We start from the raw sequence: 26,059 nt of genomic DNA, 5'->3' as shown, positions 1-26,059 counted from the left end.
TGTTTTTTGGTAAACTGGCGCCAGTTTGACTAACGCTGTGAAGAATTTATGTTGATCTTTGAAGGCAAAGAAATCAGTACGGATAGCGAAGGCTATTTAAAAGAGACTGCGGAATGGAGCGAACCTCTGGCAGTCGCGATTGCTGAAAAGGAAGGTATTACCCTCTCTCCTGAACACTGGGAAGTGGTGCGTTTTGTACGTGATTTCTACCTGGAGTTTAATACGTCTCCGGCCATCCGCATGCTGGTGAAAGCAATGGCAAATAAGTTTGGCGAAGAAAAAGGCAACAGCCGTTACCTGTATCGCCTGTTTCCGAAAGGCCCGGCAAAGCAGGCAACGAAGATTGCTGGCCTGCCTAAACCGGTAAAATGTATTTAATAGCGGATACGGAAACCTGTTAACTCCTCGCCAGGACGATGTGGCTCACTCAGAACCCTGTCTACCCTGGCGCTACGCGGCCCGCCATCCTTCAGCCACTTCATCAGTTTGTCCACCTGTTCACTTTCGCCACAGGCCACCACCTCCACGCTTCCATCATCCAGATTGCGCGCATAGCCCGTCAGCCCCAGGCGCTGCGCTTCATGCTGCGTGGTATAGCGAAAACCAACGCCCTGAACCCGACCGTGTACCCAGGCGATTATGCAAACTTTCGACATTGTTGTGCTCCTTATCATCGCGGGGCGCGTTGCAAATCCTCGCAAAACTCAGGACAATGGCGCCCATTTCTTTGATTCGACAGAATAGCAAATTATGAGTGTACGTTTAGTGTTAGCCAAAGGGCGCGAAAAATCTTTACTTCGTCGCCATCCGTGGGTCTTTTCCGGTGCCGTAGCCCGAATGGAAGGTAAAGCCAGCCTCGGTGAAACCATCGATATTGTTGACCATCAGGGTAAATGGTTAGCGCGCGGCGCCTATTCTCCCGCCTCGCAAATTCGTGCACGCGTCTGGACATTCGATCAGGCGGAATCCATCGACATTGCGTTCTTCACTCGTCGTCTGCACCAGGCGCAACAGTGGCGCGACTGGCTGGCGAAAAAAGACGGGCTGGACAGCTACCGTCTGATAGCCGGTGAATCCGATGGCTTGCCGGGCATCACTATCGACCGCTTCGGTAACTTCCTGGTTCTGCAACTATTGAGCGCAGGTGCGGAATATCAACGCGCCGCGCTGATCAGCGCGTTGCAAACACAGTATCCCGAATGTGCGATCTACGACCGCAGCGACGTCGCCGTGCGTAAAAAAGAGGGGATGGAACTCACCCAGGGGCCCGTCACCGGCGAACTGCCGCCTGCCCTGCTGCCCATCGAAGAGCATGGCATGAAGCTGCTGGTGGATATTCAGGGGGGTCATAAGACAGGCTATTACCTCGATCAGCGTGACAGCCGCCTGGCGACGCGTCGCTATGTGGAAAACCAGCGCGTACTGAACTGCTTCTCCTATACCGGCGGTTTTGCCGTGTCGGCGCTGATGGGCGGTTGCCGTCAGGTGGTGAGCGTCGACACATCACAGGAAGCGCTGGATATCGCGAAGCAAAACGTTGAGCTGAACAAACTGGATCTGAGCAAAGCCGAGTTTGTGCGTGACGATGTGTTCAAACTGCTGCGCACCTATCGCGATCGTGGAGAGAAATTCGACGTCATCGTGATGGACCCACCGAAGTTCGTCGAAAATAAAAGCCAGCTGATGGGGGCCTGTCGCGGCTATAAAGATATCAACATGCTGGCTATCCAGTTGTTGAATCCGGGCGGCGTGCTGTTGACGTTCTCCTGTTCCGGCCTGATGACCACAGATTTATTTCAGAAAATCATTGCAGATGCCGCAATAGATGCCGGTCGTGATGTACAATTTATAGAGCAGTTCCGTCAGGCTGCCGATCATCCGGTGATCGCTACCTACCCGGAAGGGCTGTATCTGAAAGGGTTTGCCTGTCGCGTCATGTAACTTGAAAAGTGGAATGTTACCCTCATATTGAGAGTATCTATTTCCCGGGAGGTGACTATGATTGCCAGCAAATTCGGTATCGGCCAGCAGGTCCGCCATTCCCTGTTAGGTTACCTCGGAGTGGTCGTGGATATCGACCCGGAATATTCGCTTGATGAACCGTCACCTGATGAGCTGGCGGTTAACGACGAACTTCGCGCCGCTCCCTGGTATCATGTGGTGATGGAAGATGATGAAGGCCAGCCTGTACATACCTATCTGGCTGAAGCCCAGTTAAGCAGTGAAACGCAAGATGAGCATCCCGAGCAACCCTCGATGGATGAACTGGCGCGCACTATTCGCAAACAGCTGCAAGCGCCGCGTCTGCGCAACTGATTCAACGTAAAATGCCCGATAGCGCGACGCTTATCGGGCTTACACGCTATGTCTGAGCCCTTATTTCGCCAGCCCTAAACGCGGAATCTCTATTGCCGGACAGCGATCCATCACGACTTTCAATCCCGCATTTCGCGCCAGCACGGCGGCCTGCTCATTAATTACGCCCAGTTGCATCCATAAGGTCCTCGCGCCAATGGCGATAGCTTCCTGCGCGACGCCCCATGCGGCTTCTGAATTACGGAAGACATCAACCATATCGACCCTTTCCGGTATGTCCGTCAGCTTCGCATAGCCTTTCTGCCCCAACAACGTGGTTCCGGCCACCTTCGGCGAGACAGGAATAACGTGGTAGCCCTGGTCGAGTAAATATTTCATCACACGGTAACTTGGGCGCTCGGGCTTATCACTTGCCCCCACCAGCGCGATGGTACGCGTGGACGTCAAAATGCCAGCGATATCGGTCTCTTTCATCATCTTTCTCCAGGCTGTTTTGCAAAGTGTACGACAAACCTGACATTGCAACCATTCATCCCATACGGACGTATGAGAGCAAAAGCTAAAAATATGTCTATATGTTAGTAAACATGATTAGCGAAAAATTTTGATACATTATTAACCGGGCGGTTTTTGGACAGGAGAACCCTATGAAAACCGGCATTATAACCATGTTATTCGTTCTGTATTTGCCGGTAACCGCCTTTGCCACGACCCTTCGTCTTTCAAATGACATTGACCTTTTAGTGTTAGACGGCAAAAAAGTCTCCAGTTCATTGCTGCGCGGCGCGGACAGCATCGAACTGGACAATGGCCCGCATCAGCTTGTGTTTCGCGTTGAGAAGACCATTCGCCTGTCCAGCCACGAGGAACGACTCTACATTTCTCCCCCGCTGGTGATCAGCTTTAACACGCAACTCATCAGCCAGGTCAATTTTCATCTTCCGCATCTGGAAACCGAACGAGAAGCCGCGCATTTTTCCACCACGCCGCGTCTGGAACTGCTGGACGGCGACGCAATGCCGATTCCGGTCAAACTGGATATTCTGGCAATCACCTCGACCGCCAAAATCATTGATTACGAAACCGAAACCGAGCGCTACAACAAAGCCGATAAACGCGCCTCCTTGCCGCAGTTCGCCACGATGATGGCCGATGACAGCACGCTGCTTTCCGGGATCTCTGAGCTGGACGCCGTTCCGCCGCAGTCTCAGGCACTCACGGAGCAGCGACTCAAATACTGGTTCAAACAAGCCGATCCGCAAACGCGTAATAACTTCCTGCAATGGGCGGAAAAACAACCGCCCTCCTGACATTTTATGTCGACGCTGGCGAGTATGACGAGTCGGCGCGCATTTTTTTCGTCTTTCTCTTGCAGCGTCAAGCGCTTCCAGTACTCTGTAGCAAGGTTAACTACGGAATTGAACTATGGAACTGACGACTCGCACCTTGCCTGCGCGCAAACACATTGCTCTGGTGGCGCACGACCACTGCAAACAGATGTTAATGAGCTGGGTGGAACGCCACCAGCCGCTGCTGGAAAAGCACGAGCTTTATGCCACAGGCACAACCGGAAACTTAATTCAACGCGCCACGGGTATGAACGTTAACGCAATGCTGAGCGGCCCGATGGGCGGCGATCAGCAGGTCGGCGCCCTGATCTCTGAAGGGAAGATTGATGTGCTGATTTTCTTCTGGGACCCGCTCAATGCCGTTCCGCACGATCCAGATGTGAAGGCGCTCCTGCGTCTGGCTACGGTGTGGAACATTCCGGTCGCCACCAACGCGTCTACGGCTGACTTTATTGTCCAGTCTCCCCATTTTAACGATGCCGTGGATATCCTGATCCCGGATTATCAACGTTACCTGGCTGAACGCCTGAAATAACGCTCCCACAGGCGGCACAAGCCGCCTGCTCTTAAGGCTTCCTCGCCACCGGCACATCCAGATGCTTAAGATCGTCCACAAAGCGCGACGGATTCTCTTTGTTAAATAACAACCAGACCCGATGCCGGGCGCGCGTCAGCGCCACATACAGCAGTCGCCGCTCTTCCGCATCCGGGAAATCCTCCACCTGCGGCAGTAATGCTTCTTCCATAATCGACTCGCGCGCAGGCGCCGGGAAACCATCACTGCCTTCCTGTAACCCGACAATAATCACATAGTCAGCCTGCTGGCCCTTACTGGCATGGATGGTCATAAAATCCAGTCGCAGCTTAGGCCAGCGGGTCGCCGCTTTTTCAAAACTGGCTGGCTTCAGATGATGGTAGCGCGCCAGCACCAGAATGCGCTCATCCTCTTTCGCATATCCTGAAAGCTTATCCAGCAAGGCATCCAGCTGGTTTTCATCCAGTAACGTTACCGCTTTCTTATCGCCCGCCGTCAGACTGTTAAGCGGCTTTTTGAGCTGATGCGGATTTTGTTGGATAAAACGATTGGCGATTTCGCCAATGCGCCCGTTAAAACGGTAGGTTGTATCGAGGTCACAGCGATCGCCCTCGCCAAAAGTGTGATGAAACGCGGTCGTTAAAGAGAGCTGCGCCCCGCTGAAACGGTAAATCGCCTGCCAGTCATCGCCAACGGCAAACAGCGTGGTATGCGAATTTTGTTTGCGCAGCGCCGCCAGCAATGCCGCACGCTGCGGGGAGATATCCTGAAATTCGTCCACCAGAATATGTTTCCAGGGACTGATAAAACGCCCCTTTTCCAGGATAACGATCGCCTGGTGGATAAGCCCGGAGAAATCGACGGCGTTTTCCTCTTTCAGCGCGCCTTTCCACGCTTTCAGCAACGGCGCCATCAATTTGATGCGCTTACTGAACAGATCGCGAATCTCCTCAGGCGCACTGGCGATCATCTCAGCCTGAGCGCCGCCATGCATTCGCATCAGGCTCACCCAACGGTCCAGCCGGGAGGCCAGACGGCGCTGTAGCTTTTCATCATCCCAGAAATTGCCCTCAGGCAGCGGCCATTGCATTTCCTCTTCCAGCCACTGCCGCCACCCTTTCGCCTGCGCTTTTTTCTCGCTGCACTGCTGACGCCAGGTTTTGATAAACAGTTTATGTCGCGCGGCAGCGTCATTTTCCAGTTTGCTGATGGTCGGGACTTTCTTACTCCCCTGCTGAATGATATGCAGCGCCAGGGCGTGGAACGTACGGGCGGCGATCGCGTCCGTATGCAATCTTTCACGAATGCGTTCGTCCATCTCTTCTGCGGCCTTGCGGCCAAAGGCCAGCAGCAGAATTTGCTCAGCCGCCGCTTCTCCCCTGGCTAACAGCCAGCCTGCGCGCGCGACCAGCACAGACGTCTTACCGCTCCCGGCTCCCGCAAGCACCAGCAAAGAATGTTCACCATTGACCACTGCTCTGGCCTGCGCCGGATTCAGCGGCGAGGACTCAATGTTCTGAAAGAAGTCGGCATATTCCGTCAGCATCACCTCGGTATAGGCCTGATTATGCTGCTGGCGGCATCCCTCGATATCGTTCAACCATGCCAGACAGCTACGCCAGGCATCGCGGCAGTTCTCAAACTCCTCCAGGCGATTAACCGGCAGCGGTAACGCAGCAAAAGCGCGGCGAATGTGTTGCTGTAATCCTGACGTTTGCTCGCGCGTTAACCACCGTTTTTCTCCGGTTCGCTCGGCAATAAGATCCCGTTGTTCCTGTAAAACCCGGGCCGCCACCTCGCTCATCTCCTGGCTCCAGCGCTGCCAGTGCGCATCCAGGTAGTGATGAAAACGCTGCGTCTCTGCCCATTCAGTACCGTGCAGACGCACCACTTTGTCATCCGGGAGGACAAACTCAAGCTCCCCCCACACCAGTCCCCGTTTACAATGAATAGCCAGTAACTGATTGAATGGAATAAGATACTCGTGGCGATCGCCCGAGACTTTAATACCGGCATTGAGAATAACGGCCCGATCGTACGGGTGTTGCGCCAGACGTTTTCCAAGAGAAGTTGCTTTCAGTTCCATGACTCAGCGAATCCAGACGAAGAGTATTTCTTGTCAGTGTAACCGCCAGAGAAAACGTGCTCCAGCCCAAAAAAACGTTACAATTGCCTGCAATCACAGAAAACCAGAGTTAGCCGAGGGTTTATGCGTACTGTTCTGAATATTTTAAATTTTGTATTGGGTGGTTTTGCCACCACTCTGGCCTGGCTGCTGGCCACACTCGTCAGCATCGTGCTCATTTTCACATTACCGTTAACCCGCTCATGCTGGGAGATTACAAAACTTTCGCTGCTTCCCTACGGCAATGAGGCCGTTCATGTCGACGAGCTGAACCCGGCAGGGAAAAGCACGCTGTTGAATACCGGCGGTACGGTACTCAATGTTTTCTGGCTGATCGTCTTTGGCTGGTGGCTCTGCCTGATGCACATCGCCTCCGGCATTGCGCAATGCATTACGATCATCGGCATTCCCGTCGGCATCGCGAATTTTAAAATCGCCGCCATTGCGCTCTGGCCGGTAGGACGCCGCGTGGTTTCCGTAGAGACAGCTCGCGCGGCGCGTGAAGCCAGTGCGCGTCGCCGCTTTGAGTAATCAGGACTGATGGCCTTTATGTTAAGTCCCTTGCTCAAACGCTATACCTGGAACAGCACCTGGCTGTATTACGTTCGCATTTTTATCGCGCTGTGCGGCACAACGGCCCTGCCCTGGTGGCTGGGCGATGTCAAACTCACCATACCGTTAACGCTCGGTATGGTCGCCGCCGCCCTGACCGATCTGGATGACCGTCTCACCGGGCGTCTGCGCAATTTAATCATCACATTAATCTGTTTTTTTATCGCCTCCGCTTCCGTGGAACTGCTCTTTCCCTGGCCGTGGCTGTTCGCAATTGGATTAACGCTCTCTACCAGCGGATTCATTCTGCTCGGCGGTTTAGGGCAGCGTTACGCCACCATTGCTTTCGGGGCGCTGCTTATCGCTATTTACACGATGCTGGGCACCTCGCTTTACGACCAGTGGTATCAACAGCCCATTCTGCTCCTTGCTGGCGCCGTATGGTACAACCTGCTGACGCTGACCGGGCATCTGCTCTTCCCGATTCGCCCCTTACAGGATAATCTGGCGCGCAGCTACGAACAGCTGGCACGCTACCTGGAGTTGAAGTCGCGCTTGTTTGACCCGGATATCGAGGATGAAAGCCAGGCGCCGCTGTATGATTTAGCGCTGGCCAACGGACAACTGATGGCGACGCTGAATCAGACGAAAGTCTCTCTTCTTACCCGCTTACGCGGCGACCGGGGGCAACGGGGAACCCGTCGCACGCTGCACTACTATTTTGTCGCGCAGGATATTCACGAGCGTGCAAGCTCATCGCATATTCAGTATCAGACGTTGCGCGATCATTTCCGCCACAGCGACGTGATGTTCCGTTTCCAGCGCCTGATGTCGATGCAGGGGCAAGCCTGTATGCAGCTCTCACGCTGTATATTACTGCGTACGCCTTATCAGCATGATCCACACTTTGAACGCGCGTTTACCCATATTGATGCGGCGCTCGAACGTATGCGCGCCGCTGGAGCATCCGCTGACTTACTCAAAACACTGGGCTTTTTGTTGTCCAATCTGCGGGCGATTGATGCGCAACTGGCGACGATTGAATCCGAGCAGGCGCAGGCAATGCCGCGTAGCGAATCAGAAAACCTGCTTGCCGACGACAGCCCTCATGGATTCAGCGATATCTGGCTACGTCTGAGCCGTAACTTCACTCCCGATTCAGCGCTATTTCGCCACGCGGTGCGTATGTCGCTGGTGCTCTGCGTCGGTTACGCGCTGATCCAGATTACCGGCATGACTCACGGTTACTGGATCCTGCTCACCAGCCTGTTCGTCTGCCAGCCGAACTATAACGCCACACGGCACCGGCTGGCGCTGAGGGTCATCGGGACGCTGGTCGGCGTCGCCATTGGTATACCAATCTTGTGGTTTGTCCCCTCGCTTGAAGGCCAGTTGATACTGCTGGTCATCACCGGCGTCCTGTTTTTTGCTTTTCGAAACGTACAGTATGCCCATGCGACGATGTTCATCACCCTGCTGGTGCTACTCTGTTTTAACCTGCTGGGTGAAGGCTTCGAAGTTGCCTTGCCGCGCGTGATCGATACGCTGATCGGCTGTGCGATCGCGTGGGCCGCCGTCAGCTTTATATGGCCCGACTGGCGCTTTCGTAACCTGCCGTGCGTCCTGCAACGGGCCACGGATGCGAACTGCCGCTACCTGGACGCGATCCTTGAGCAGTATCATCAGGGGCGGGATAACCGGCTGGCCTACCGCATTGCCCGCCGTGACGCCCACAACCGTGATGCCGAGCTGGCCTCGGTGGTGTCGAATATGTCCAGCGAACCCGACGTCACTGCCGAAACTCGTGAGGCGGCGTTCCGGTTACTCTGCCTCAATCATACCTTTACCAGCTATATCTCTGCTCTGGGCGCGCATCGCGAACAGCTCACCAACCCGGATGTCCTGGCGCTGCTGGATGATGCAGTGTGTTATGTCGATGATGCGCTTCACCATCAACCCGCCGATGAACAGCGCGTTCACCAGGAGCTGGCAAGCCTGAAAGAGCGGATTCAGCACCTGGAGCCAAAACCAGACAGTAAAGAACCCCTGGTGGTGCAACAAGTCGGCCTGCTCATTGCATTACTGCCTGAGATCGGTCGTTTACAGCGGCAAATCACGCCGTCGTCTTCTGGTGCTCCGGCGTAAGCGACTGCGCCCACTCAGCAAGCTCCTGGCGGCGTACTGCCGGGAGCGCCGCTTCATGTACGCCAGCAATCGCCCCTTCTAACGCATAGAGAATTTTCACCGTCAGCAGCTTATTGCTCTCTCTTAACCGCAGCCAACACATTTTTGCGCCGAGTATCCGCAGTGTGTTTTCATCATTAATTCCGGCCTCATGCAGAAGGTTCTCCAGATGAAACGTTACGTTTGGCAGATTCTTCAATCGACGTTGTGAAAAACGGGTACGTTTTTCTTTTATGGCTGCATCCAGCGAATACTGCGATAAAAGCACCAGCTGTTGTTGATCGCGCCATAAGCTTTCATCCACCCGGTAATAATTCAACATAACGGGACGGCCACGTTTCATAAATGTTAACCAGACGGGGGAATGCTTCACGCAGTACGCGACGCTTTGCTCACAGGCGCGCAGGTATAGCTCTCCCTCAGCCACCATCGCAAACACCGTATCCTCGATTGTCAGGCTGTAGCTACCAAACAGCAAACGATAGTGAACCGTGCCCAGAGAGGCTAAATATTCTTGTGATTTATAGATCTTGTCATAGGAACGTAATTTCATAAAATCCCTTTTAAATCATAAAGTAAAAGAATGATTTGCAGTAACAGATCCGTTAATGACGAAAATAGGCAACTTATTCTCAGTGAGCAAGATGAATTTCATTTTTACGGTGACAACAGATAAAAATTGCGAGTCTGTTTCCGAAAATAGGGTTGATCTTTATTGGCGGCAGGGTTACTGTATATCCATACAGTAACTCACAGGGCTGGATTGATTATGTACACTTCAGGCTATGCAAATCGTTCTTCGTTGTTCTCTTCCACTGCGGGCAGCATTGCGCGCGTCTCTTCAGAGAACACCACCGCCGGGCTTATTAGCGAAGTGGTCTATCGCGAGGACCAGCCCATGATGACGCAATTACTGCTTTTACCGCTGCTGCAACAATTAGGTCAGCAATCACGCTGGCAGCTCTGGCTGACGCCGCAACAAAAGCTGAGCCGGGAATGGGTTCAATCTGCGGGGCTGCCTTTAACAAAAGTGATGCAGATTAGCCAACTTTCTCCATGCCATACGCTGGAGTCGATGATTCGCGCATTGCGGACGGGCAACTACAGCGTCGTTATCGGCTGGCTGGCGGATGAGCTTAGCGAAGAAGAACACACCCGGCTTGCGCAAGCGGCAGATGAGGGAAATGCGATGGGATTTATCATGCGTCCTGTGAGCGCACACGCTCATGCCACGAGACACCATTCCGGGCTAAAAATTCACTCAAATTTATATCATTGAGTGAAATTAGGATTTATCCTGGAATTTTTTTTCTGCTCTTTCATCTGCTCTGAAGCTTAATACTTTTTGTGTGTGAATGCTTGTCAGAAGCGGTTTCCGCGATTTTCGCTGAGCGATTTCTCAGCAGGAAATGTTAAATATTATGTATACAAGCCTTTTTTTTTCATATGCCTGACGGAGTTCACACTTGTAAGTTTTCAACTACGTTGTAGACTTTACATCGCCAGGGGTGCTCGGCATAAGCCGCAGATATCGGTAGAGTAACTATTGAGCTGATCCCCCGGTGAAGGATTTAACCGTGTTATCTCGTTGGAGATATTCATGGCGTATTTTGGATGATAACGAGGCGCAAAAAATGAAAAAGACAGCTATCGCGATTGCAGTGGCACTGGCTGGTTTCGCTACCGTAGCGCAGGCCGCTCCGAAAGATAACACCTGGTACACTGGTGCCAAACTGGGCTGGTCTCAGTTCCATGATGTTGGCAACAACCAGATCGACAACAACGGCCCGACCCATGAAAGCCAACTGGGTGCCGGTGCGTTCGGTGGTTATCAGGTAAACCCGTACGTTGGTTTTGAAATGGGTTACGACTGGTTAGGTCGTATGCCATACAAAGGCAACACTCAAAACGGTGCATTCAAAGCTCAGGGCGTTCAGCTGACTGCTAAACTGGGTTATCCGATCACTGACGATCTGGATGTCTACACCCGTCTGGGTGGTATGGTTTGGCGCGCAGACGCTCAGAACAACACTGGCTTCAAAGATCACGATACCGGTGTTTCCCCAGTATTCGCTGGTGGCGTAGAGTACGCTGTAACGCGTGACATCGCTACCCGTCTGGAATACCAGTGGACTAACAACATCGGCGACGCAAACACCGTTGGCGGTCGTCCAGATAACGGCCTGCTGAGCGTTGGTGTTTCCTACCGTTTCGGCCAGCAGGAAGAAGCAGCTCCGGTTGCTCCAGCTCCGGCACCGGCTCCAGAAGTACAGACCAAGCACTTCACTCTGAAGTCTGACGTTCTGTTCAACTTCAACAAAGCAACGCTGAAACCAGAAGGCCAGCAGGCTCTGGATCAGATGTACAGCCAGCTGAGCAACCTGGACCCGAAAGACGGTTCCGTCGTGGTTCTGGGCTTCACTGACCGTATCGGTTCCGACGCTTACAACCAGGGTCTGTCCGAAAAACGTGCTCAGTCTGTTGTTGATTACCTGATCTCCAAAGGTATCCCGGCTGACAAAATCTCCGCACGCGGTATGGGCGAATCCAACCCGGTTACTGGCAACACCTGTGACAACGTGAAAGCTCGCGCTGCACTGATCGACTGCCTGGCCCCGGATCGTCGCGTTGAGATCGAAGTTAAAGGCGTTAAAGACGTTGTAACTCAGCCGCAGGCTTAAGTTCCCGTCTAATAAAAAACCCCGCACTGCGGGGTTTTTTTCGTCTGAAACCAGAAGAAAGAAGAAACAAACCGCTACTCTTTCCCCAGTAATGCCTGCAAATCCTGCTTCAGGGTCGACATCTTGCTGGCGTATTTCTCTTTATGTTCCGCATCTTCAATCAACTGCACAATCGTTTCTGAAAGCGTTTTGCCACGTCGCTGCGCGAGTCCCGCCAGACGCTGCCAGACAATAAACTCCAGATCGATAGACTTCTTGCGCGTATGTTGATGCTCGGCATTAAAGTGTCGTTTACGCCGTGCTCGTATGGTCTGCTTCATACGGTTTAACAGCGCAGGATTCATATGCTCTTCAATCCAGGCATTTACCCGAACCGGTTCATTTTCGAGGGTTAGCAACAAATCAACGGCTTCTTTGGCAGCACTGGCTTCCACGTACCGGGTAATCAACTCCCCTTCGCGGTGCTTCTTCACCAGATACTTCCATTTCCAGCCGCTTTCAAGGTTTTCAAGTTGTTGATATTTCATTGCGCTCTCAACGTTACCGTGTAACTCCTATCAGAATATCAGTTTTTTGGGCATCTGAAGAAAAGAATATCCAGCCTGTGAACTCTCACGCGTCATCCCGCACGTTTACATTCGCTTTCCGCGTGTGCAGCGTTGCCTGTTACGGTATAATCGCGTTTTTTACAACAGACTAAAAAACCTCAACTTTGACCATTACGAAACTTGCATGGCGTGATCTGGTTCCTGATACCGACAGTTATCAGGAAATATTTGCACAGCCACACTTTACTGACGAAAGCGCCACCCTACTCAGCGATATTCAACCGCGACTGCAATTTGCGCTGGAACAACTTCTCCAGCCCTGGGCGTCGTCCTCTTTTATGCTGGCGAAAGCGCCGGAAGAGCCCGAGTATCTCACTCTCCTTTCTGATGCGGCCAGAACGTTGCAAGCCGATGCCGGTCAGCTGACCGGGGGCCATTACGAAATTTCGGGCCATACCATCCGTTATCGCGCAGCAGAAAAAGCAGAAGACAATTTTGCCACGTCGGCGCAGGTTGTCAGCGCTGACTGGGTTGAAGCCGAACAGCTGTTTGGCTGTCTGCGCCAGTTTAACGGCGAAATTACGCTGCAACCGGGTCTGGTGCATCAGGCTAACGGCGGCGTTCTGGTGATCTCCTTACGCACCCTTCTGGCGCAGCCGTTGCTGTGGATGCGTCTGAAGGCGATTGTCAGCCATAACCGATTCGACTGGGTCGCGTTTGACGAGTCGCGTCCGTTGCCGGTCTCTGTGCCGTCTATGCCGCTCAAGCTGAAAGTCGTGTTGGTCGGCGAACGCGAATCGTTAGCCGACTTCCAGGAAATGGAGCCGGAACTGGCTGAACAGGCGATTTACAGCGAATTTGAAGATAATCTGCAAATAGTGGATGCCGAAACCATGACCCAGTGGTGTCAGTGGGTTCAGCACACGCTTAAACGCAATAATCTGCCAGCGCCAACGCCTGATGCCTGGCAAGTGCTGGTACGCGAAGCCGTTCGCTACACGGGAGAACAGGACACGCTTCCACTGTGTCCGCTATGGATCTCCCGCCAGTTCAGAGAAGCTGCGCCGTTGTGCCAGGACGGGACATGCAGCGCCGAACAGCTCGCCCTGATGCTTGCCCAACGCGAATGGCGTGAAGGCTATCTTGCGGAGCGCATGCAGGACGAAATCCTGCAAGAGCAGATCCTGATTGAAACGGAAGGCGAGCGCATTGGTCAGATTAACGCCCTTTCCGTCATTGAATTTCCCGGCCATCCGCGCGCGTTTGGCGAGCCTTCACGTATCAGCTGCGTCGTTCATATTGGCGACGGTGAATTCACGGACATCGAGCGAAAAGCCGAGCTTGGCGGTAACATTCATGCCAAGGGGATGATGATCATGCAGGCTTTCCTGATGTCGGAACTACAGCTTGAACAGCAAATCCCGTTCTCCGCCTCGCTGACCTTTGAACAGTCCTATAGTGAAGTGGATGGCGACAGCGCCTCAATGGCAGAACTGTGTGCATTGATCAGCGCTCTGTCCAATGTGCCGGTAAATCAAAATATCGCGATTACCGGTTCCGTCGATCAATTTGGACGCGCCCAGCCTGTTGGCGGCCTGAACGAAAAAATTGAAGGCTTTTTCACAATTTGTCAGCAGCGTGAACTGACGGGTAAACAAGGCGTTATTATTCCGGCAGCTAACGTAAGACACCTCAGCCTCCAGCCTGCGCTGTTGCAGGCCGTGGAAGAAGAGAAATTCAGCATCTGGGCAGTAGACGACGTAACAGACGCACTGCCGCTTCTGCTTAATCTGGTGTGGGATGGCGAAGGTCAGACAACATTGATGCAGACCATCCAGGAACGTATTGCCCAGGCTACACAACAGGAAGGACGTCATCGTTTTCCCTGGCCGCTACGTTGGCTAAACTGGTTTATACCGAACTGATCGGACTTGTTCAGCGTACACGTGTTAGCTATCCTGCGTGCTTCAATAAAATAAGGCTTACAGAGAACATGGTAGATAAACGCGAATCCTATACAAAAGAAGACCTTCTTGCCTCTGGTCGCGGTGAACTGTTTGGCGCTAAAGGCCCACAACTGCCGGCACCAAACATGCTGATGATGGACCGTGTCATCAAAATGACAGAGACTGGCGGTAACTTCGACAAAGGTTATGTTGAAGCTGAGCTGGATATCAATCCAGATCTCTGGTTCTTCGGATGCCACTTTATCGGCGATCCGGTTATGCCGGGCTGCCTGGGTCTGGACGCAATGTGGCAGTTGGTTGGATTCTATCTCGGCTGGCTGGGCGGCGAAGGTAAAGGCCGTGCGCTGGGCGTAGGTGAAGTGAAATTTACCGGTCAGGTTCTGCCAAGCGCGAAGAAAGTGACCTACCGTATTCACTTCAAACGTATCGTTAACCGTCGTCTGATCATGGGTCTGGCGGATGGCGAAGTTCTGGTTGATGGCCGTCTGATCTACACCGCCAACGACCTGAAAGTAGGTCTGTTCCAGGACACGTCAGCGTTCTGATCGCGGACATCTCCAGGTCTGATAAGCGTTGCCATAAGCGCGGCGTTATTGCCGGATGGCAGCATAACCACGTTATCTGACCTGCCTGTAAAAAGGCGAAACCTCCGCACTGCGGAGGTTTCTTTTTTCTAAAGAGACAGAATCAGGCCATTACTACCCTGTCCGCCATGGCTTCTCGCCAACCTCCCAGCCAGTGCGACCTCTGATTCAGCGTCTGATAGGGACACATTTCTTTTGAGCGTCCGGCAATGCCGGCCTGATATCCACGTTGATGTGCCCGTTCCAGGCGATCTCGTTTTTGTCTCTTCATGCCTCGTTTCCCTCATCTTCATGTCTGGTGGAAAAGAAAACAGTGATTACGAAATGTGCAATCACAGTAAACGAATACCGCGAAAAAGTTGTCCCGTCAATGCGCAAAATTCACGCCATTGTCATATTTGTGAGCTACTCAATAAATCATTTGTACAAAAATTGTGAGCCAGAACAGCTATTTTCACCGGGCAGAAAAACAAAAAAACCGCCCCCGGCGACGTGCCGAAAGCGGTTAAATTTACAATATTTTTAACTTATGGTATTTGCTTCAGCGCCTGAGCGATAGCGGCGGCTTCCTGATTCCAGGCGGCTGCCAGCACCTTGACCATTTCGTCATACCCGTCCTGCTGCTGCGCGGTTTCGATGTGGAATGGGCGCTTAATCAACTGCCCCTGATGGTTCAGTAGCCACTCCCCGCTTACGATAACTTTGCCATCATAACGGCCATGAAATCCCGTCACCGTCACGTTAAGCGTATCCTGCACGCTGCCCAGCGGCTGTGAGGCAACCACCCAGCCCGGAAGCTGAGCGCTCAGATTCGCCACCAGCGTATTGCGCAACTGCTGGTCCAGCGGGCTGGCCCAAAGATTGTTACTCGCAATCACGTACTGCACATCACTGGTTTGATACACCACGCCGTTGCCCGCCAGGTAGTCCGGCACCGAAACCTGTTCCACCCACAATAAGCGGTTTCCCTGGCTTGCCGTACTCTGTACGCCCCCTTGCGCGACGGGTAGCTGGTAGTAGCTCTTGTTTTCTCCGCTACTACTACATGACGTTAACCAGAACGCCATCATCACCACTAGCCACTTTTTCATTGTTTCGCCCTCTTCGGCTCTGGATCTTTCTTGTCCTTCGCTTCAAATACCAGCGCGTTGCTCTTTTCGTTCAGCGTTTTCAATACCGGTTGCAGTTCGCGGAGAACCTGATCAAGACGCTGCATATCCGCCACCATCTTGTTATACGCCGCGGAGCCAGGCTGGAAGCCCTGCATGCTGCGGTTCAGTTCGCGCAAGGTGTTCTGCATATCCGCCGGGAGCTGCTGCATCGACTGGCTGGAGGTAATCTTGTTCATATTATCCAGCGTGGTTTGCAGATGCTTCATCGTCCGCTGGCTTTCCGACAGCGTATTGGTCGCCTGTTGAATCATCGGGTTCAGCGGCAGGTTATTAATTTTATCCAGCGCTTCCATCAGACGCTGCTGGATTTGCGCCAGACCGCCGCTTACCGTCGGGATGATCTGATAACCGTTGAACTCATGAATGCCCGTAATTGGCGGCTCTTTCGGATAGAAGTCCAGATCAACATACAACGCGCCAGTCACCAGATTGCCCGTTTTCAGTGAACCGCGCAGGCCACGTTTGAGCAGTTCGGCCAGATGCGCGCCGACATCCGTCTCTTCACCCAATTGTGCTTTCAGGCGTTCCGGCTCAATGCGTACCAGCACCGGAATACGGTAATCAGTGTTAAATACCTGACGCATATTCGGCGCAAAGAAAGGCACTTTGCTGACCGTCCCCAGACGAATCCCGCGGAACTCCAGCGGTGCGCCCGGTTGCAGGCCGCGAATCGAATCTTTGAAGAACATCAGATAGTCGATGTGGTCGGTATACAGCGAATCCTGAATGCTTCGCTGATCGTCATACAGGCTGAAAGCGGTTTTTTCCGCAACCGGCTGCCCCAGTTCAAGCCCTTCCGGCACGTCAAAGCTCACGCCACCGCCAAACAGCGTGCTGAGCGATCCCATTTCAACCCGCATACCGGCAGAAGTCAGATCCACCGCGATACCGCTGTCCTTCCAGAAACGGACGTTGCTGGTCACCAGGCGATCGTTTGGCGCATTAATGAAGAGTTGATAGCTGATGGAGCGTTTTTGCGGATCGAAGGTGCTGGTTTCAACCGAGCCAACGCGGTAGCCGCGGAAAAGCACCGGATCGCCCGGACTGAGCTGCCCGGCTTTTTTGCTGTCAAGAATAACGCGGATACCTTTCGCATCTGGCGGCGCCAGAGGTGGGGAATCCAGCAACTGGTAATCCTCCAGCCTGTTACCTTTCGTCCCCGGCTGCAACTCAATATAAGCCCCGGACAGCAACGTGCCTAAGCCGCTGATCCCTTCACGCCCGACCTGCGGTTTCACCACCCAAAAGACCGAATCTTTGTGCAGCAGTTTTTCCATGCCGGAATGCAGTCTGGCTTTGATCTCTACATGCGTAAGATCGTCGGTCAGCGTCGCGCTTTCCACCACCCCCACATCCACGCTACGGCTCTTGATGGTGGTCTTACCGCCTTCAATACCTTCGGCATTCGTGGTGATCAAGGTGACTTCAGGCCCCTGATGGCTGTAGTGATAAAACAGCACCCATGCCCCAATCAGCGCAGTGACGATAGGGAATATCCACACGGGAGACCAGTTTTTTACCTTCTGCACTTTGGCTTCCCCATTTTTAGATTCCATACTGTCAGGACTCCTCATGGCCTGGTTCAGGTTCACGATCCCACGACAGACGCGGATCAAAGGTCATCGCAGAAAACATTGTCATAATGACGACTAAAGCAAACATCAATGCACCCATCGCTGGATAAATATTCATTAACCCCCCCATGCGCACCAGCGCAGAGAGTACGGCAATTACAAACACATCAATCATTGACCAACGACCAACAAATTCCACCACCTCATAAATCAGGTGCATTCTTTCACTGTCACGTGTGCCATGCCCTTTCGCATCCCAGCACAGCCAGGCAATCGCAATCATTTTTAGCGTTGGCACCATAATACTGGCAATAAAAATAACCGCCGCCACCGGATAAGACCCTTCACTCCAGAGCAAAACGACCCCGGCGAGGATCGTAGAAGGCATCTTCGATCCCAATAAATCGGTGATCATGATCGGCATGATATTCGCAGGCAGATAAAGCATGATCGACGTAAATAACAGGGCCAGCGTCCATTGCAGGCTGTTTTTGCGTCGCACATGACCCTTTGCATGACAGCGCGGACACACTAATTCATTCTCCGGGAGAATGGCCGTACAGCAGGAACAGGAACGCAATCCCTGGCGAATGCCAGTAACGCCAGGTTTCAGCGGCTGCGCCAGCACAGGCATCGGCGTAATATCGTCCCATAACCAACGGCGATCGACGCACTGAAACGCGCGCAATTGCAGGATGCAGAAGAAGCACCACGGAATAAAACTGCTTCCAACCCCGATATCCCCGTAAGCCATCAGCTTAACAAAACTGACCAGCACGCCTGCGAGGAAGATCTCCGCCATTCCCCAGGTTTTTAGCTGGAACAGCACGCGCGCCAGAACCTTTTTCACACGTAGCGGCAATTCGACGCGATTCACAAGCAATAATATCGTTACCAGACAAAAAGCCGGAACCAGCTGGACAAACAGCAAAAAGAAGGTGCCAAGGCTGGCGTAATTTTCCGAAAACATGACGCCGGGGATTTCAAGCAGCGTAACTTCGCTCCTCACACCCGCGACGTTCATATTTACGAAAGGGAAAAGATTGGAAAGCAGCAGCATAAACAACGCCACTAACGAATAGGCGGTAGGACGCTGCCTTGGCGCGTCCCACTCGGTCGTCAGCGTTGTGCCACATCTTGGACATGCCGCTTTCTGCCCATGCTCAAGGTGGGGCAACGCCACCAGCATGTCACATTGCGAGCATAAAATGTGCTTCGCAGCATGATGATGTTCGCACATATGCGCTCCTTTAATTATGCGCCATTCTTCAAGGCTTCAAGATACTCCCAGCGCTCAAAGGCTTGTTCAAGTTCCTGCTCTGCGTGACTCAAATCGGCCAGAACTTTTTGCGTATGATCATGCGGTTGGCTGAAAAAGGCGGCATCCGCCACCTGCGCCTGCAACGCTTCCAGTTTGGCCTCCAGCTCTTCCAGTAATTGGGGGAGCTGTTCCAGTTCGCGTTGCAGTTTATAGCTTAGTTTGTTACTGCCGCGCTTTACAATTTCTGCTTTCGGGGCAACCACTTCCTCAGTTTTCTTGACGACGGGTTGTTTAAACGCCAGATGCTGTTCCTGCTGACCACGCGCATCATGATATCCGCCGACATAGCGACCAATCTTACCGCCGCCTTCGAAGATCCAGCACTCGGTCACGGTGTTATCCACAAACTGACGGTCATGGCTCACCAGCAGGACAGTTCCCTGATAGCCGTCAATCAACTCTTCCAGCAGTTCCAGCGTTTCAACGTCCAGATCGTTGGTCGGTTCATCGAGAATCAGCAAATTGCTGGGTTTCAGGAACAAACGAGCCAGTAAGAGACGGTTACGTTCTCCGCCAGACAGGGCGCGAACCGGCGTCATGGCGCGCTTAGGATGGAACAGGAAGTCCTGAAGATAGCCCAGCACATGACGCGGCTTACCGTTAACCAGCACCTCTTGCTTACCTTCAGCAAGGTTATCCATCACGGTTTTATCGGGATCCAGTTCCGCGCGATGCTGATCGAAATAAGCCACTTCCAGCTTCGTGCCGACATGAATACGTCCGCTGTCTGCCTGAAGCTGGCCCAGCATCAGTTTCAGCAACGTGGTTTTCCCGCAGCCGTTAGGGCCAATTAAAGCAATCTTGTCGGCACGCTGCACCTGCGCGGAGAAATCGTTTACCAGCTGCTTGCCGTCAACCTGATAGCTGACGTTTTCCATCTCGAAAACAATCTTGCCGGAGCGGGCCGCTTCTTCGACCTGCATCTTCGCCGTCCCCATCACTTCACGGCGTTCGCTGCGCTCGCGGCGCATCGCTTTCAGGGCGCGTACGCGACCTTCATTGCGGGTACGGCGCGCTTTAATACCCTGGCGGATCCAGACTTCTTCCTGCGCCAGTTTGCGATCAAACTCGGCATTCTGTAACTCTTCCACGCGCAGGGCTTCTTCTTTCTCCAGCAGATACTGATCGTAATCTCCCGGATAAGAAACCAGTTTGCCGCGATCGAGATCGACGATGCGGGTAGCCATATTGCGGATAAACGAACGGTCGTGGGAAATGAAAATAATCGTCCCGTTGAAAGATTTCAGGAACGTTTCCAGCCAGTCGATCGTTTCAATATCCAGGTGGTTGGTCGGCTCATCCAGCAACAATACGCGAGGGTTGCTGACCAACGCCCTGCCCAGCGCCGCTTTACGCAGCCAGCCGCCGGAAAGCGAAGAGAGCGCCGCGTTAGGATCGAGCCCAAGCTGCGCCAGCACTTCATTAATACGGTTTTCCAGTTGCCACAGGTTGTGGTGGTCGAGCTGTTCCTGCACTCGCGCCATCTCATTGAGATTTTTATCGCTGGGGTCGGTCATCACCAGACGGGAAATATCGTGGTAACGTTTCAGGTATTCAGCCTGCTCCTCGATCCCTTCCGCAACAAAATCATAAACGCTGCCTTCGACATTACGCGGCGGATCCTGTTGCAGACGCGCGACGATCAGATCCTGCTCGTAAATGATGCGTCCGTCATCCAGTCCCTGTTCGCGGTTGAGGATCTTCATCAGCGTTGACTTCCCGGCGCCATTACGGCCCACCAGGCACACGCGTTCGTTATCCTCGATATGCAGCTCTGCGTTATCGAGAAGCGGCGCGTCGCTAAACGACAGCCATGCGCCATGCATACTGATTAATGACATTTACTTTTCCTTTCAGGCTGCGGTAATCAGCCAGCAGTTGTGGATCTGACGATTACGGGCAAAGTCCTGAGAAAGCGTTTTTTGCGTAATTTCTTGTGCTTTCAGTCCCAGCGCCGCCAGGCCGTCCAGATCCATACGGAATCCGCGTTTGTTGTTGGAGAACATGATCGTGCCGCCTTTGCGCAGCAGACGTTTCAGATCTTTCATTAACACCAGGTGATCGCGCTGCACATCAAACGACTCGTCCATCCGTTTTGAGTTGGAGAACGTCGGCGGATCGATAAAAATCAGATCGAACTGTTCATTCGCCTCACGCAGCCAGCCCAGGCAGTCGGCCTGAATCAGGCGGTGCGCACGGCCGCTCAGCCCGTTCAGACGCAGGTTGCGTTCAGCCCACTCCAGATAGGTACGCGACATGTCCACCGTAGTGGTGCTACGTGCGCCGCCCAGCCCCGCATGTACGCTGGCGCTGCCGGTATAGGAGAACAGGTTAAGGAAATCTTTGCCTTTGCTCATCTGACCCAGCATCCGGCGCGCAATACGGTGATCGAGGAACAGACCGGTATCAAGATAGTCGGTCAGGTTAACCCATAAACGCGCGTTATATTCGCTGACTTCAATGAACTCACCTTTCTCGTTCATCTTTTGATACTGGCTTTTGCCTTTCTGGCGCTCACGGGTTTTTAACACCAGTTTATTCGGCGCCATCTCCAGTACCAACAGCGTGGCGGCGATGATGTCGAACAGACGCTGACGCGCTTTCTGCGCATCAACCGTTTTCGGCGGCGCATATTCCTGAATCACCACCCACTCGCCGTAGCGATCGACCGCCACATTGTATTCCGGCAGATCGGCATCATACAGGCGATAGCATTCGATCCCTTCCTGGCGCGCCCATTTCTCCAGCTTCTTAATATTTTTGCGCAGGCGGTTGGCGTAATCTTCCGCCACCGTCGCAGGCTTGCTGTCTGGCGTTTTTTCCGCCAGATGATAGTTTTTCTGCACGCAGTCCAGCGGGCCGTTTTTGGCCTTGAATTGCTTATCCGCGCGCAGTTGCAGGCAGTTCAGCAGATCCGGCGAGGCGCTGAACAACGACAGGCTCCAGCCGCCGAACTGATTTTTCATGGTGCGCCCCAGCAGGCTGTGCAGCGCAATCAGCGCCGGTTCGCTGTCCAGACGCTCACCATACGGCGGGTTGCTGATTACCGTACCGTACGGCCCTTTCGGCAGCGGGTTGCTCAGTTGGGCGACATCTTTTATCTCGAAGGTAATCAACTCACCGATGCCTGCGCGACGGGCGTTGCTGCGCGCACGTTCAATCACGCGGGCATCGCTGTCAGAACCATAAAAATGCGAGCTATATTCCGCAAGCCCTTTACGGGCGCGGGTTTGCGCTTCTGCTTTGACTTCCTGCCAGATAGCCTCATCATGCTGCGCCCAGCCGCTAAAGCCCCAGTGACCACGATGCAGACCCGGCGCGCGATCGGTCGCCCACATTGCGGCCTCGATCAGCAGCGTACCGGAACCACACATCGGGTCGAGCAGCGGCGTTCCCGGCTGCCAGCCGGAACGCATCACGATGGCCGCCGCCAGCGTCTCTTTAATTGGCGCCAGACCGGTACGATCGCGATAGCCGCGCAGGTGCAGGCCATCGCCGCTCAGATCGAGGGCAATGCTGGCAGTGTCTTTGTTCAGCCAGACGTTAACGCGAATATCTGGAGATTCACGATCGACATTAGGACGCGGCAGGTTTTTACGCGTGAACGCATCAACAATCGCATCCTTTACTTTCATCGCACCATACTGGCTGTTGCGAATGGTGTCGTTCAGCCCACTAAAATGCACGGCAAAGGTGGCATCTGGATTAAAAATCTCTGTCCAGTTGATTGCCTGCACGCCGAGGTACAGGTCTAAATCGCTGTAGACCTTGCACTCTCCCATCGGCAGCATAATGCGCGAGGCCAGGCGGCTCCACATTAAACTCTGGTACACAAGCCGCGTGTCGCCCTGAAAATGGACACCACCCTGAACCACCTGGCAATCCGCAGCGCCCAGGTTTTCAAGTTCAGTTTTTAACAGCTCTTCCAGCCCGCGGGCCGTACTGGCAAACAGAGAATTCATATTGTCACTTTTACTCTAAGAAAATTGCTGCGCATTATACACAAAATCTTTCGCGTTGCCTCGCAGCGACAAGCGTGAAGGATGGGGCTTATATAGCTAATCTGGCGCTCATGTCATAAGATTGAAAGCTTATTTTCGTTCGAGGGCTGTACAGTGGTGACGTTAACCCGGCTTTTTATTCATCCGGTCAAATCGATGCGCGGCATCGGCCTGACGCATGCGCTGGCAGACATCAGTGGCCTGGCTTTCGATCGTATCTTTATGGTTACTGAACCTGATGGCACCTTTATTACCGCCCGCCAGTTTCCGCAAATGGTGCGCTTTACGCCTTCTCCGCTACACGACGGATTACATCTTAGCGCCCCGGATGGCAGCAGCGTGGTGGTACGCTTTGCTGATTTCGCCGCGCAGGATGCGCCAACCGAAGTCTGGGGAAACCATTTTACTGCCCGTATCGCCCCGGACGCGATAAATCAGTGGTTAAGCGGATTCTTTTCCCGTGACGTGCAATTACGCTGGGTCGGCTCCCAACTTACGCGCAGAGTCAAACGCCGCGACGATGTGCCGTTGTCATTTGCCGATGGTTATCCCTTTCTGCTGGCCAACGAGGCCTCACTGCGCGACTTACAGCAGCGTTGCCCGGCTGGCGTGAAAATAGAACAGTTTCGCCCCAATCTGGTCGTTTCCGGCGCGGCGCCCTGGGAAGAAGACACCTGGAAAGTCATTCGTATCGGCGACGTCATCTTTGATGTCGCAAAACCGTGCAGCCGTTGTATTTTCACCACCGTCAGCCCTGAGAAAGGGCAAAAGCACCCAACGGGTGAGCCGCTGGCAACCTTGCAAACCTTTCGCACGGCGCAGGACAACGGCGATGTTGATTTCGGGCAGAACCTGATTGCGCGTAACAGCGGCGTCATTCGCGTAGGCGATGAGGTTGACATTCTCGCAACCGCCCCCGCCAAACCTTATGGCGCCGCAAATTCTGATGATGCGGTGGCGCCGGAAAAACAGCCTGATACAACAGTCACTATCGACTGGCAGGGGCAAACCTTTCGTGGGAATAACCAACAGGTGCTGCTTGAACAACTGGAGAATCAGGGTATCCGCATCCCTTATTCATGTCGGGCCGGGATCTGCGGCAGTTGCCGGATAACGCTGCTGGAAGGCGAAGTGAGTCCGCTGAAAAAATCAGCGATTAACGATGACGGAACGATTCTTAGCTGTAGCTGCGTGCCAAAAACCGCGCTCAGGCTGGGAAATTAAACCGCTTGTTCAAGGCTGAAGCTGGCGAGTCGCTGTTGCGGCTTCAGTCTGTCGTTCATGATCTTAATCGCATCGCCAAGCTGCATAGTGCGTCCAGCCACGACGACACCGGGCTGGGCCAGCAGGCACAGCGCCGCGTTTTCACCCGGCTCAACCACCAGTAAATTCACCTGCTCTTCGGTGTCGCTAAGCCACACGCAGGCGGCATCACCCACCGTTGGCGTCCAGATCTCGCCGTGTGCGACAAAATGCCAGCTTTTTGGCATCTGTGGTTTCAGATAACGGATCGCCACCAGCGCATTGAGCACCAGTTCCGCTTTTTGTTCTTTCGATAATTCGAGGTCGCGACATTTTTCTTCAAAAGAGAAATAGAGCGCGGCATCATCGACACAAAAACCAGACGGCGAAAATGCATCCGGCGTGAGCATTTTGCGAGCAAAGCGCGAGCGAAATAACATGCCATTGGCTAAATCGAGCATCATTCGGTCATGCTCTTCATCATAATACCAGCGCCAGTTATCGTCAGGTTTAATTCGCATTGTACTCTCTCCCGTTTCCATCACCCTGTTGCAAAAATGTCCTTTTTCACCGCTTCGTTTATTACCTTAATAAGCAAAGCCTAAAATGTTTAAATAAGCAACAATGAAGGAATATAAAACAACCAGGGCCGGAAATAAAGCCCTGGTTGTCTGATAATGAGAGAAAAGAATCAAATATGGGTAACGATTTCTTTAATCAGTTGCGGACCTTTAAAAATAAAGCCGGAATAAATTTGTACCAGCGTAGCGCCAGCAGCCATCTTCTCACGCGCCGCGATGACAGAATCTATCCCGCCGACGCCAATAATCGGTAACTGTCCTTTCAATTCCTGGGACAGTCGGCGAATAATTTCTGTACTTTTTAACTGTAATGGTCGACCGCTTAAACCACCCGTTTCATCGCAATTTTTCATTCCCTGAACCAGAGAACGATCGAGCGTCGTATTTGTCGCAATCACACCATCAATATTATGGCGAACTAAACTGTCGGCCACCTGGATCAATTCGTCCTCAGAAAGATCCGGGGCGATCTTTACCGCGATCGGAACATATTTATGGTGGATCGTCTGGAGATCATTTTGCTTATTTTTAATTGCCGTCAGCAAATCATCCAGCGCCTCTCCATATTGTAGCGTACGTAACCCAGGGGTATTTGGCGAAGAGATATTAATGGCGATATAACCGGCATATGCATAGATTTTTTCCATACAAATCAGATAGTCATCTTTGCCATTCTCTACCGGCGTATCTTTATTTTTGCCGATATTAATTCCGAGGATACCGTCGAAATGCGCTTTTTTGACATTCTCTACCAGGTTATCAACGCCCAAATTATTAAAGCCCATCCGGTTGATCAACCCTTCGGCATCAACCAGGCGGAAAAGGCGCGGCTTATCGTTACCTGGCTGAGGGCGCGGCGTCACGGTTCCGATCTCAATCGATCCGAATCCCATTGCGCCCAGAGCGTCGATGCACTCTCCGTCCTTATCCAGACCCGCAGCAAGGCCGAGCGGATTCTTAAATGTCAGCCCCATGCAGCTTACTGGCTTCGCAGGGACATTCTGTCGGACAAGCGCTTCCAGCGGCGTGCCTGTTACACGGCGTAATTGCTGAAACGTAAATTCATGAGCGCGCTCTGGATCGAGCTGAAAAAGGGCTTTACGAACGAAGGGGTAGTACATGAACTCTCCTGGATTCCCGGTGTGCAGACCGGGGGCGTATTATGTGCGATATCCAGCAAAAAGGGAATTGACTTGCGGCAATAAATAGCAATCGTTTTCCTTGTTGTCTTCTTTTTATTCAATTTCCAACTTTTCTATCCCGCATAAATCATTTCGGTAAACAAAATCTCTCTGTCAGACTGCACAAATTGTTATCAATGTTAATG

General features: G+C 53.0%; 25 protein-coding genes. 12 read left to right on the top strand and 13 right to left on the bottom strand.

Annotation, left to right across the window (positions count from 1 at the left end; translation table 11 throughout):
• The first annotated feature begins 48 nt into the window (after positions 1-48).
• On the top strand, positions 49-378 hold the full coding sequence (gene tusE, locus OGY62_RS12700) for a sulfurtransferase TusE (protein ID WP_012132953.1): 330 nt from the start codon (positions 49-51) through the stop codon (positions 376-378).
• Here tusE and yccX read toward each other — a convergent pair.
• Positions 375-656 carry an acylphosphatase gene (gene yccX, locus OGY62_RS12695; RefSeq protein WP_012132954.1) on the bottom strand — a complete coding sequence of 94 codons (282 nt, stop codon included), beginning with the start codon at positions 654-656 and terminating at the stop codon, positions 375-377. The genes tusE and yccX overlap by 4 nt on opposite strands.
• Positions 657-750: 94 nt before the next feature.
• On the opposite strand from yccX, the gene rlmI reads away from it, so the two are divergent.
• Together rlmI and hspQ are read left to right on the top strand one after the other, a co-directional pair.
• Complete coding sequence (gene rlmI / locus OGY62_RS12690; protein WP_049008455.1) at positions 751-1,941, top strand: 23S rRNA (cytosine(1962)-C(5))-methyltransferase RlmI; 1,191 nt, start codon at positions 751-753, stop codon at positions 1,939-1,941.
• Positions 1,942-1,998: 57 nt separating this feature from the next.
• Complete coding sequence (gene hspQ / locus OGY62_RS12685) at positions 1,999-2,316, top strand: heat shock protein HspQ (RefSeq protein WP_012132956.1); 318 nt, start codon at positions 1,999-2,001, stop codon at positions 2,314-2,316.
• 60 nt (positions 2,317-2,376) lie between these two features.
• On the opposite strand, the gene OGY62_RS12680 is transcribed toward hspQ, so the two are convergent.
• On the bottom strand, positions 2,377-2,790 hold the full coding sequence (locus OGY62_RS12680; protein ID WP_049008447.1) for a CoA-binding protein: 414 nt from the start codon (positions 2,788-2,790) through the stop codon (positions 2,377-2,379).
• A 173-nt stretch (positions 2,791-2,963) separates the two neighbouring features.
• On the opposite strand from OGY62_RS12680, the gene OGY62_RS12675 reads away from it, so the two are divergent.
• Positions 2,964-3,626 (top strand): DUF2057 family protein, encoded by a 663-nt coding sequence (locus OGY62_RS12675; protein WP_012132958.1) that lies wholly within the window; start codon positions 2,964-2,966, stop codon positions 3,624-3,626.
• A gap of 115 nt (positions 3,627-3,741) precedes the next feature.
• Entirely contained in the window at positions 3,742-4,200 is a 459-nt protein-coding gene (mgsA, locus tag OGY62_RS12670) for a methylglyoxal synthase (RefSeq protein WP_012132960.1), read from the top strand.
• A gap of 31 nt (positions 4,201-4,231) precedes the next feature.
• Here the strand turns inward: mgsA and helD are convergent, their stop codons facing one another.
• Positions 4,232-6,286 (bottom strand): DNA helicase IV, encoded by a 2,055-nt coding sequence (helD, locus tag OGY62_RS12665; RefSeq protein WP_101744358.1) that lies wholly within the window; start codon positions 6,284-6,286, stop codon positions 4,232-4,234.
• A gap of 123 nt (positions 6,287-6,409) precedes the next feature.
• On the opposite strand from helD, the gene OGY62_RS12660 reads away from it, so the two are divergent.
• A complete protein-coding gene (locus OGY62_RS12660; protein WP_012132963.1) occupies positions 6,410-6,856 on the top strand; it encodes a YccF domain-containing protein in 447 nt (148 codons plus the stop codon).
• Positions 6,857-6,874: 18 nt separating this feature from the next.
• Positions 6,875-9,022, top strand: coding sequence for a YccS family putative transporter (gene yccS / locus OGY62_RS12655; RefSeq protein WP_047463712.1), 2,148 nt, complete (start codon positions 6,875-6,877; stop codon positions 9,020-9,022).
• Here yccS and OGY62_RS12650 read toward each other — a convergent pair.
• Positions 8,991-9,614, bottom strand: coding sequence for a TfoX/Sxy family DNA transformation protein (locus OGY62_RS12650; protein ID WP_047457713.1), 624 nt, complete (start codon positions 9,612-9,614; stop codon positions 8,991-8,993). The two genes, yccS and OGY62_RS12650, sit on opposite strands and share 32 nt — an antisense overlap.
• A gap of 216 nt (positions 9,615-9,830) precedes the next feature.
• Here OGY62_RS12650 and sulA point away from each other — a divergent pair, with 216 nt between their 5' ends.
• Together sulA and ompA are read left to right on the top strand one after the other, a co-directional pair.
• Positions 9,831-10,340, top strand: a complete 510-nt coding sequence (sulA, locus tag OGY62_RS12645; protein ID WP_012132966.1) for an SOS-induced cell division inhibitor SulA — start codon at positions 9,831-9,833, stop codon at positions 10,338-10,340.
• Positions 10,341-10,695: 355 nt separating this feature from the next.
• Positions 10,696-11,742 carry a porin OmpA gene (ompA, locus tag OGY62_RS12640; protein ID WP_047463714.1) on the top strand — a complete coding sequence of 349 codons (1,047 nt, stop codon included), beginning with the start codon at positions 10,696-10,698 and terminating at the stop codon, positions 11,740-11,742.
• Positions 11,743-11,816: 74 nt separating this feature from the next.
• Here the strand turns inward: ompA and matP are convergent, their stop codons facing one another.
• Positions 11,817-12,269 carry a macrodomain Ter protein MatP gene (matP, locus tag OGY62_RS12635; protein ID WP_012132968.1) on the bottom strand — a complete coding sequence of 151 codons (453 nt, stop codon included), beginning with the start codon at positions 12,267-12,269 and terminating at the stop codon, positions 11,817-11,819.
• A gap of 185 nt (positions 12,270-12,454) precedes the next feature.
• On the opposite strand from matP, the gene OGY62_RS12630 reads away from it, so the two are divergent.
• Positions 12,455-14,215, top strand: coding sequence for an AAA family ATPase (locus tag OGY62_RS12630; RefSeq protein ID WP_101744357.1), 1,761 nt, complete (start codon positions 12,455-12,457; stop codon positions 14,213-14,215).
• A 68-nt stretch (positions 14,216-14,283) separates the two neighbouring features.
• Positions 14,284-14,802: a bifunctional 3-hydroxydecanoyl-ACP dehydratase/trans-2-decenoyl-ACP isomerase gene (fabA, locus tag OGY62_RS12625; RefSeq protein WP_012132970.1), complete on the top strand. Its 519-nt coding sequence runs from the start codon at positions 14,284-14,286 to the stop codon at positions 14,800-14,802.
• A gap of 142 nt (positions 14,803-14,944) precedes the next feature.
• On the opposite strand, the gene rmf is transcribed toward fabA, so the two are convergent.
• The 6 genes from rmf to rlmKL all read right to left on the bottom strand — a co-directional run bounded on the left by rmf (position 14,945) and on the right by rlmKL (position 22,870).
• On the bottom strand, positions 14,945-15,112 hold the full coding sequence (gene rmf / locus OGY62_RS12620) for a ribosome modulation factor (RefSeq protein WP_012905338.1): 168 nt from the start codon (positions 15,110-15,112) through the stop codon (positions 14,945-14,947).
• Positions 15,113-15,368: 256 nt separating this feature from the next.
• On the bottom strand, positions 15,369-15,932 hold the full coding sequence (pqiC, locus tag OGY62_RS12615) for a membrane integrity-associated transporter subunit PqiC (protein ID WP_012132972.1): 564 nt from the start codon (positions 15,930-15,932) through the stop codon (positions 15,369-15,371).
• Positions 15,929-17,569, bottom strand: coding sequence for an intermembrane transport protein PqiB (pqiB, locus tag OGY62_RS12610; protein WP_047457720.1), 1,641 nt, complete (start codon positions 17,567-17,569; stop codon positions 15,929-15,931). Before pqiB ends, pqiC begins: the two co-directional genes overlap by 4 nt.
• 4 nt (positions 17,570-17,573) lie before the next feature.
• Complete coding sequence (gene pqiA / locus OGY62_RS12605; RefSeq protein WP_047457723.1) at positions 17,574-18,827, bottom strand: membrane integrity-associated transporter subunit PqiA; 1,254 nt, start codon at positions 18,825-18,827, stop codon at positions 17,574-17,576.
• Between the two features lie 14 nt (positions 18,828-18,841).
• Positions 18,842-20,749: an ABC transporter ATP-binding protein gene (locus OGY62_RS12600; RefSeq protein WP_024130472.1), complete on the bottom strand. Its 1,908-nt coding sequence runs from the start codon at positions 20,747-20,749 to the stop codon at positions 18,842-18,844.
• Positions 20,750-20,761: 12 nt separating this feature from the next.
• Positions 20,762-22,870 (bottom strand): bifunctional 23S rRNA (guanine(2069)-N(7))-methyltransferase RlmK/23S rRNA (guanine(2445)-N(2))-methyltransferase RlmL, encoded by a 2,109-nt coding sequence (gene rlmKL / locus OGY62_RS12595; RefSeq protein ID WP_286460037.1) that lies wholly within the window; start codon positions 22,868-22,870, stop codon positions 20,762-20,764.
• Positions 22,871-23,023: 153 nt separating this feature from the next.
• Here rlmKL and OGY62_RS12590 point away from each other — a divergent pair, with 153 nt between their 5' ends.
• The gene (locus OGY62_RS12590; protein WP_286460035.1) at positions 23,024-24,133 is read left to right on the top strand and encodes a YcbX family protein; all 1,110 of its coding nucleotides are present in this window, start codon (positions 23,024-23,026) and stop codon (positions 24,131-24,133) included.
• On the opposite strand, the gene zapC is transcribed toward OGY62_RS12590, so the two are convergent.
• Positions 24,130-24,672: a cell division protein ZapC gene (gene zapC, locus OGY62_RS12585; RefSeq protein ID WP_024130474.1), complete on the bottom strand. Its 543-nt coding sequence runs from the start codon at positions 24,670-24,672 to the stop codon at positions 24,130-24,132. The two genes, OGY62_RS12590 and zapC, sit on opposite strands and share 4 nt — an antisense overlap.
• Positions 24,673-24,842: 170 nt before the next feature.
• On the bottom strand, positions 24,843-25,853 hold the full coding sequence (gene pyrD, locus OGY62_RS12580) for a quinone-dependent dihydroorotate dehydrogenase (protein ID WP_286460033.1): 1,011 nt from the start codon (positions 25,851-25,853) through the stop codon (positions 24,843-24,845).
• Positions 25,854-26,059 lie beyond the last annotated feature (206 nt).

It is taken from the genome of Citrobacter sp. CK198, assembly GCF_030333295.1.
In the GTDB taxonomy this organism is placed as follows: domain Bacteria; phylum Pseudomonadota; class Gammaproteobacteria; order Enterobacterales; family Enterobacteriaceae; genus Citrobacter_B; species Citrobacter_B koseri.
Note: the sequence above shows the minus strand (reverse complement) of the source record. Positions and strands in the feature narration are given on the sequence as shown.

Coding starts and splice junctions, on each gene's coding strand:
- rlmI (WP_049008455.1), top strand. CDS start 751: ATGAGTGTACGTTTAGTGTTAGCCAAAGGGCGCGAAAAATCTTTACTT.
- pqiA (WP_047457723.1), bottom strand. CDS start 18,827: ATGTGCGAACATCATCATGCTGCGAAGCACATTTTATGCTCGCAATGT.
- zapC (WP_024130474.1), bottom strand. CDS start 24,672: ATGCGAATTAAACCTGACGATAACTGGCGCTGGTATTATGATGAAGAG.
- hspQ (WP_012132956.1), top strand. CDS start 1,999: ATGATTGCCAGCAAATTCGGTATCGGCCAGCAGGTCCGCCATTCCCTG.
- pqiC (WP_012132972.1), bottom strand. CDS start 15,932: ATGAAAAAGTGGCTAGTGGTGATGATGGCGTTCTGGTTAACGTCATGT.
- mgsA (WP_012132960.1), top strand. CDS start 3,742: ATGGAACTGACGACTCGCACCTTGCCTGCGCGCAAACACATTGCTCTG.
- OGY62_RS12680 (WP_049008447.1), bottom strand. CDS start 2,790: ATGAAAGAGACCGATATCGCTGGCATTTTGACGTCCACGCGTACCATC.
- yccS (WP_047463712.1), top strand. CDS start 6,875: ATGTTAAGTCCCTTGCTCAAACGCTATACCTGGAACAGCACCTGGCTG.
- rmf (WP_012905338.1), bottom strand. CDS start 15,112: ATGAAGAGACAAAAACGAGATCGCCTGGAACGGGCACATCAACGTGGA.
- OGY62_RS12600 (WP_024130472.1), bottom strand. CDS start 20,749: ATGTCATTAATCAGTATGCATGGCGCATGGCTGTCGTTTAGCGACGCG.
- OGY62_RS12650 (WP_047457713.1), bottom strand. CDS start 9,614: ATGAAATTACGTTCCTATGACAAGATCTATAAATCACAAGAATATTTA.
- ompA (WP_047463714.1), top strand. CDS start 10,696: ATGAAAAAGACAGCTATCGCGATTGCAGTGGCACTGGCTGGTTTCGCT.
- fabA (WP_012132970.1), top strand. CDS start 14,284: ATGGTAGATAAACGCGAATCCTATACAAAAGAAGACCTTCTTGCCTCT.
- pyrD (WP_286460033.1), bottom strand. CDS start 25,853: ATGTACTACCCCTTCGTTCGTAAAGCCCTTTTTCAGCTCGATCCAGAG.
- OGY62_RS12675 (WP_012132958.1), top strand. CDS start 2,964: ATGAAAACCGGCATTATAACCATGTTATTCGTTCTGTATTTGCCGGTA.
- matP (WP_012132968.1), bottom strand. CDS start 12,269: ATGAAATATCAACAACTTGAAAACCTTGAAAGCGGCTGGAAATGGAAG.
- sulA (WP_012132966.1), top strand. CDS start 9,831: ATGTACACTTCAGGCTATGCAAATCGTTCTTCGTTGTTCTCTTCCACT.
- OGY62_RS12660 (WP_012132963.1), top strand. CDS start 6,410: ATGCGTACTGTTCTGAATATTTTAAATTTTGTATTGGGTGGTTTTGCC.
- helD (WP_101744358.1), bottom strand. CDS start 6,286: ATGGAACTGAAAGCAACTTCTCTTGGAAAACGTCTGGCGCAACACCCG.
- rlmKL (WP_286460037.1), bottom strand. CDS start 22,870: ATGAATTCTCTGTTTGCCAGTACGGCCCGCGGGCTGGAAGAGCTGTTA.
- pqiB (WP_047457720.1), bottom strand. CDS start 17,569: ATGGAATCTAAAAATGGGGAAGCCAAAGTGCAGAAGGTAAAAAACTGG.
- tusE (WP_012132953.1), top strand. CDS start 49: ATGTTGATCTTTGAAGGCAAAGAAATCAGTACGGATAGCGAAGGCTAT.
- yccX (WP_012132954.1), bottom strand. CDS start 656: ATGTCGAAAGTTTGCATAATCGCCTGGGTACACGGTCGGGTTCAGGGC.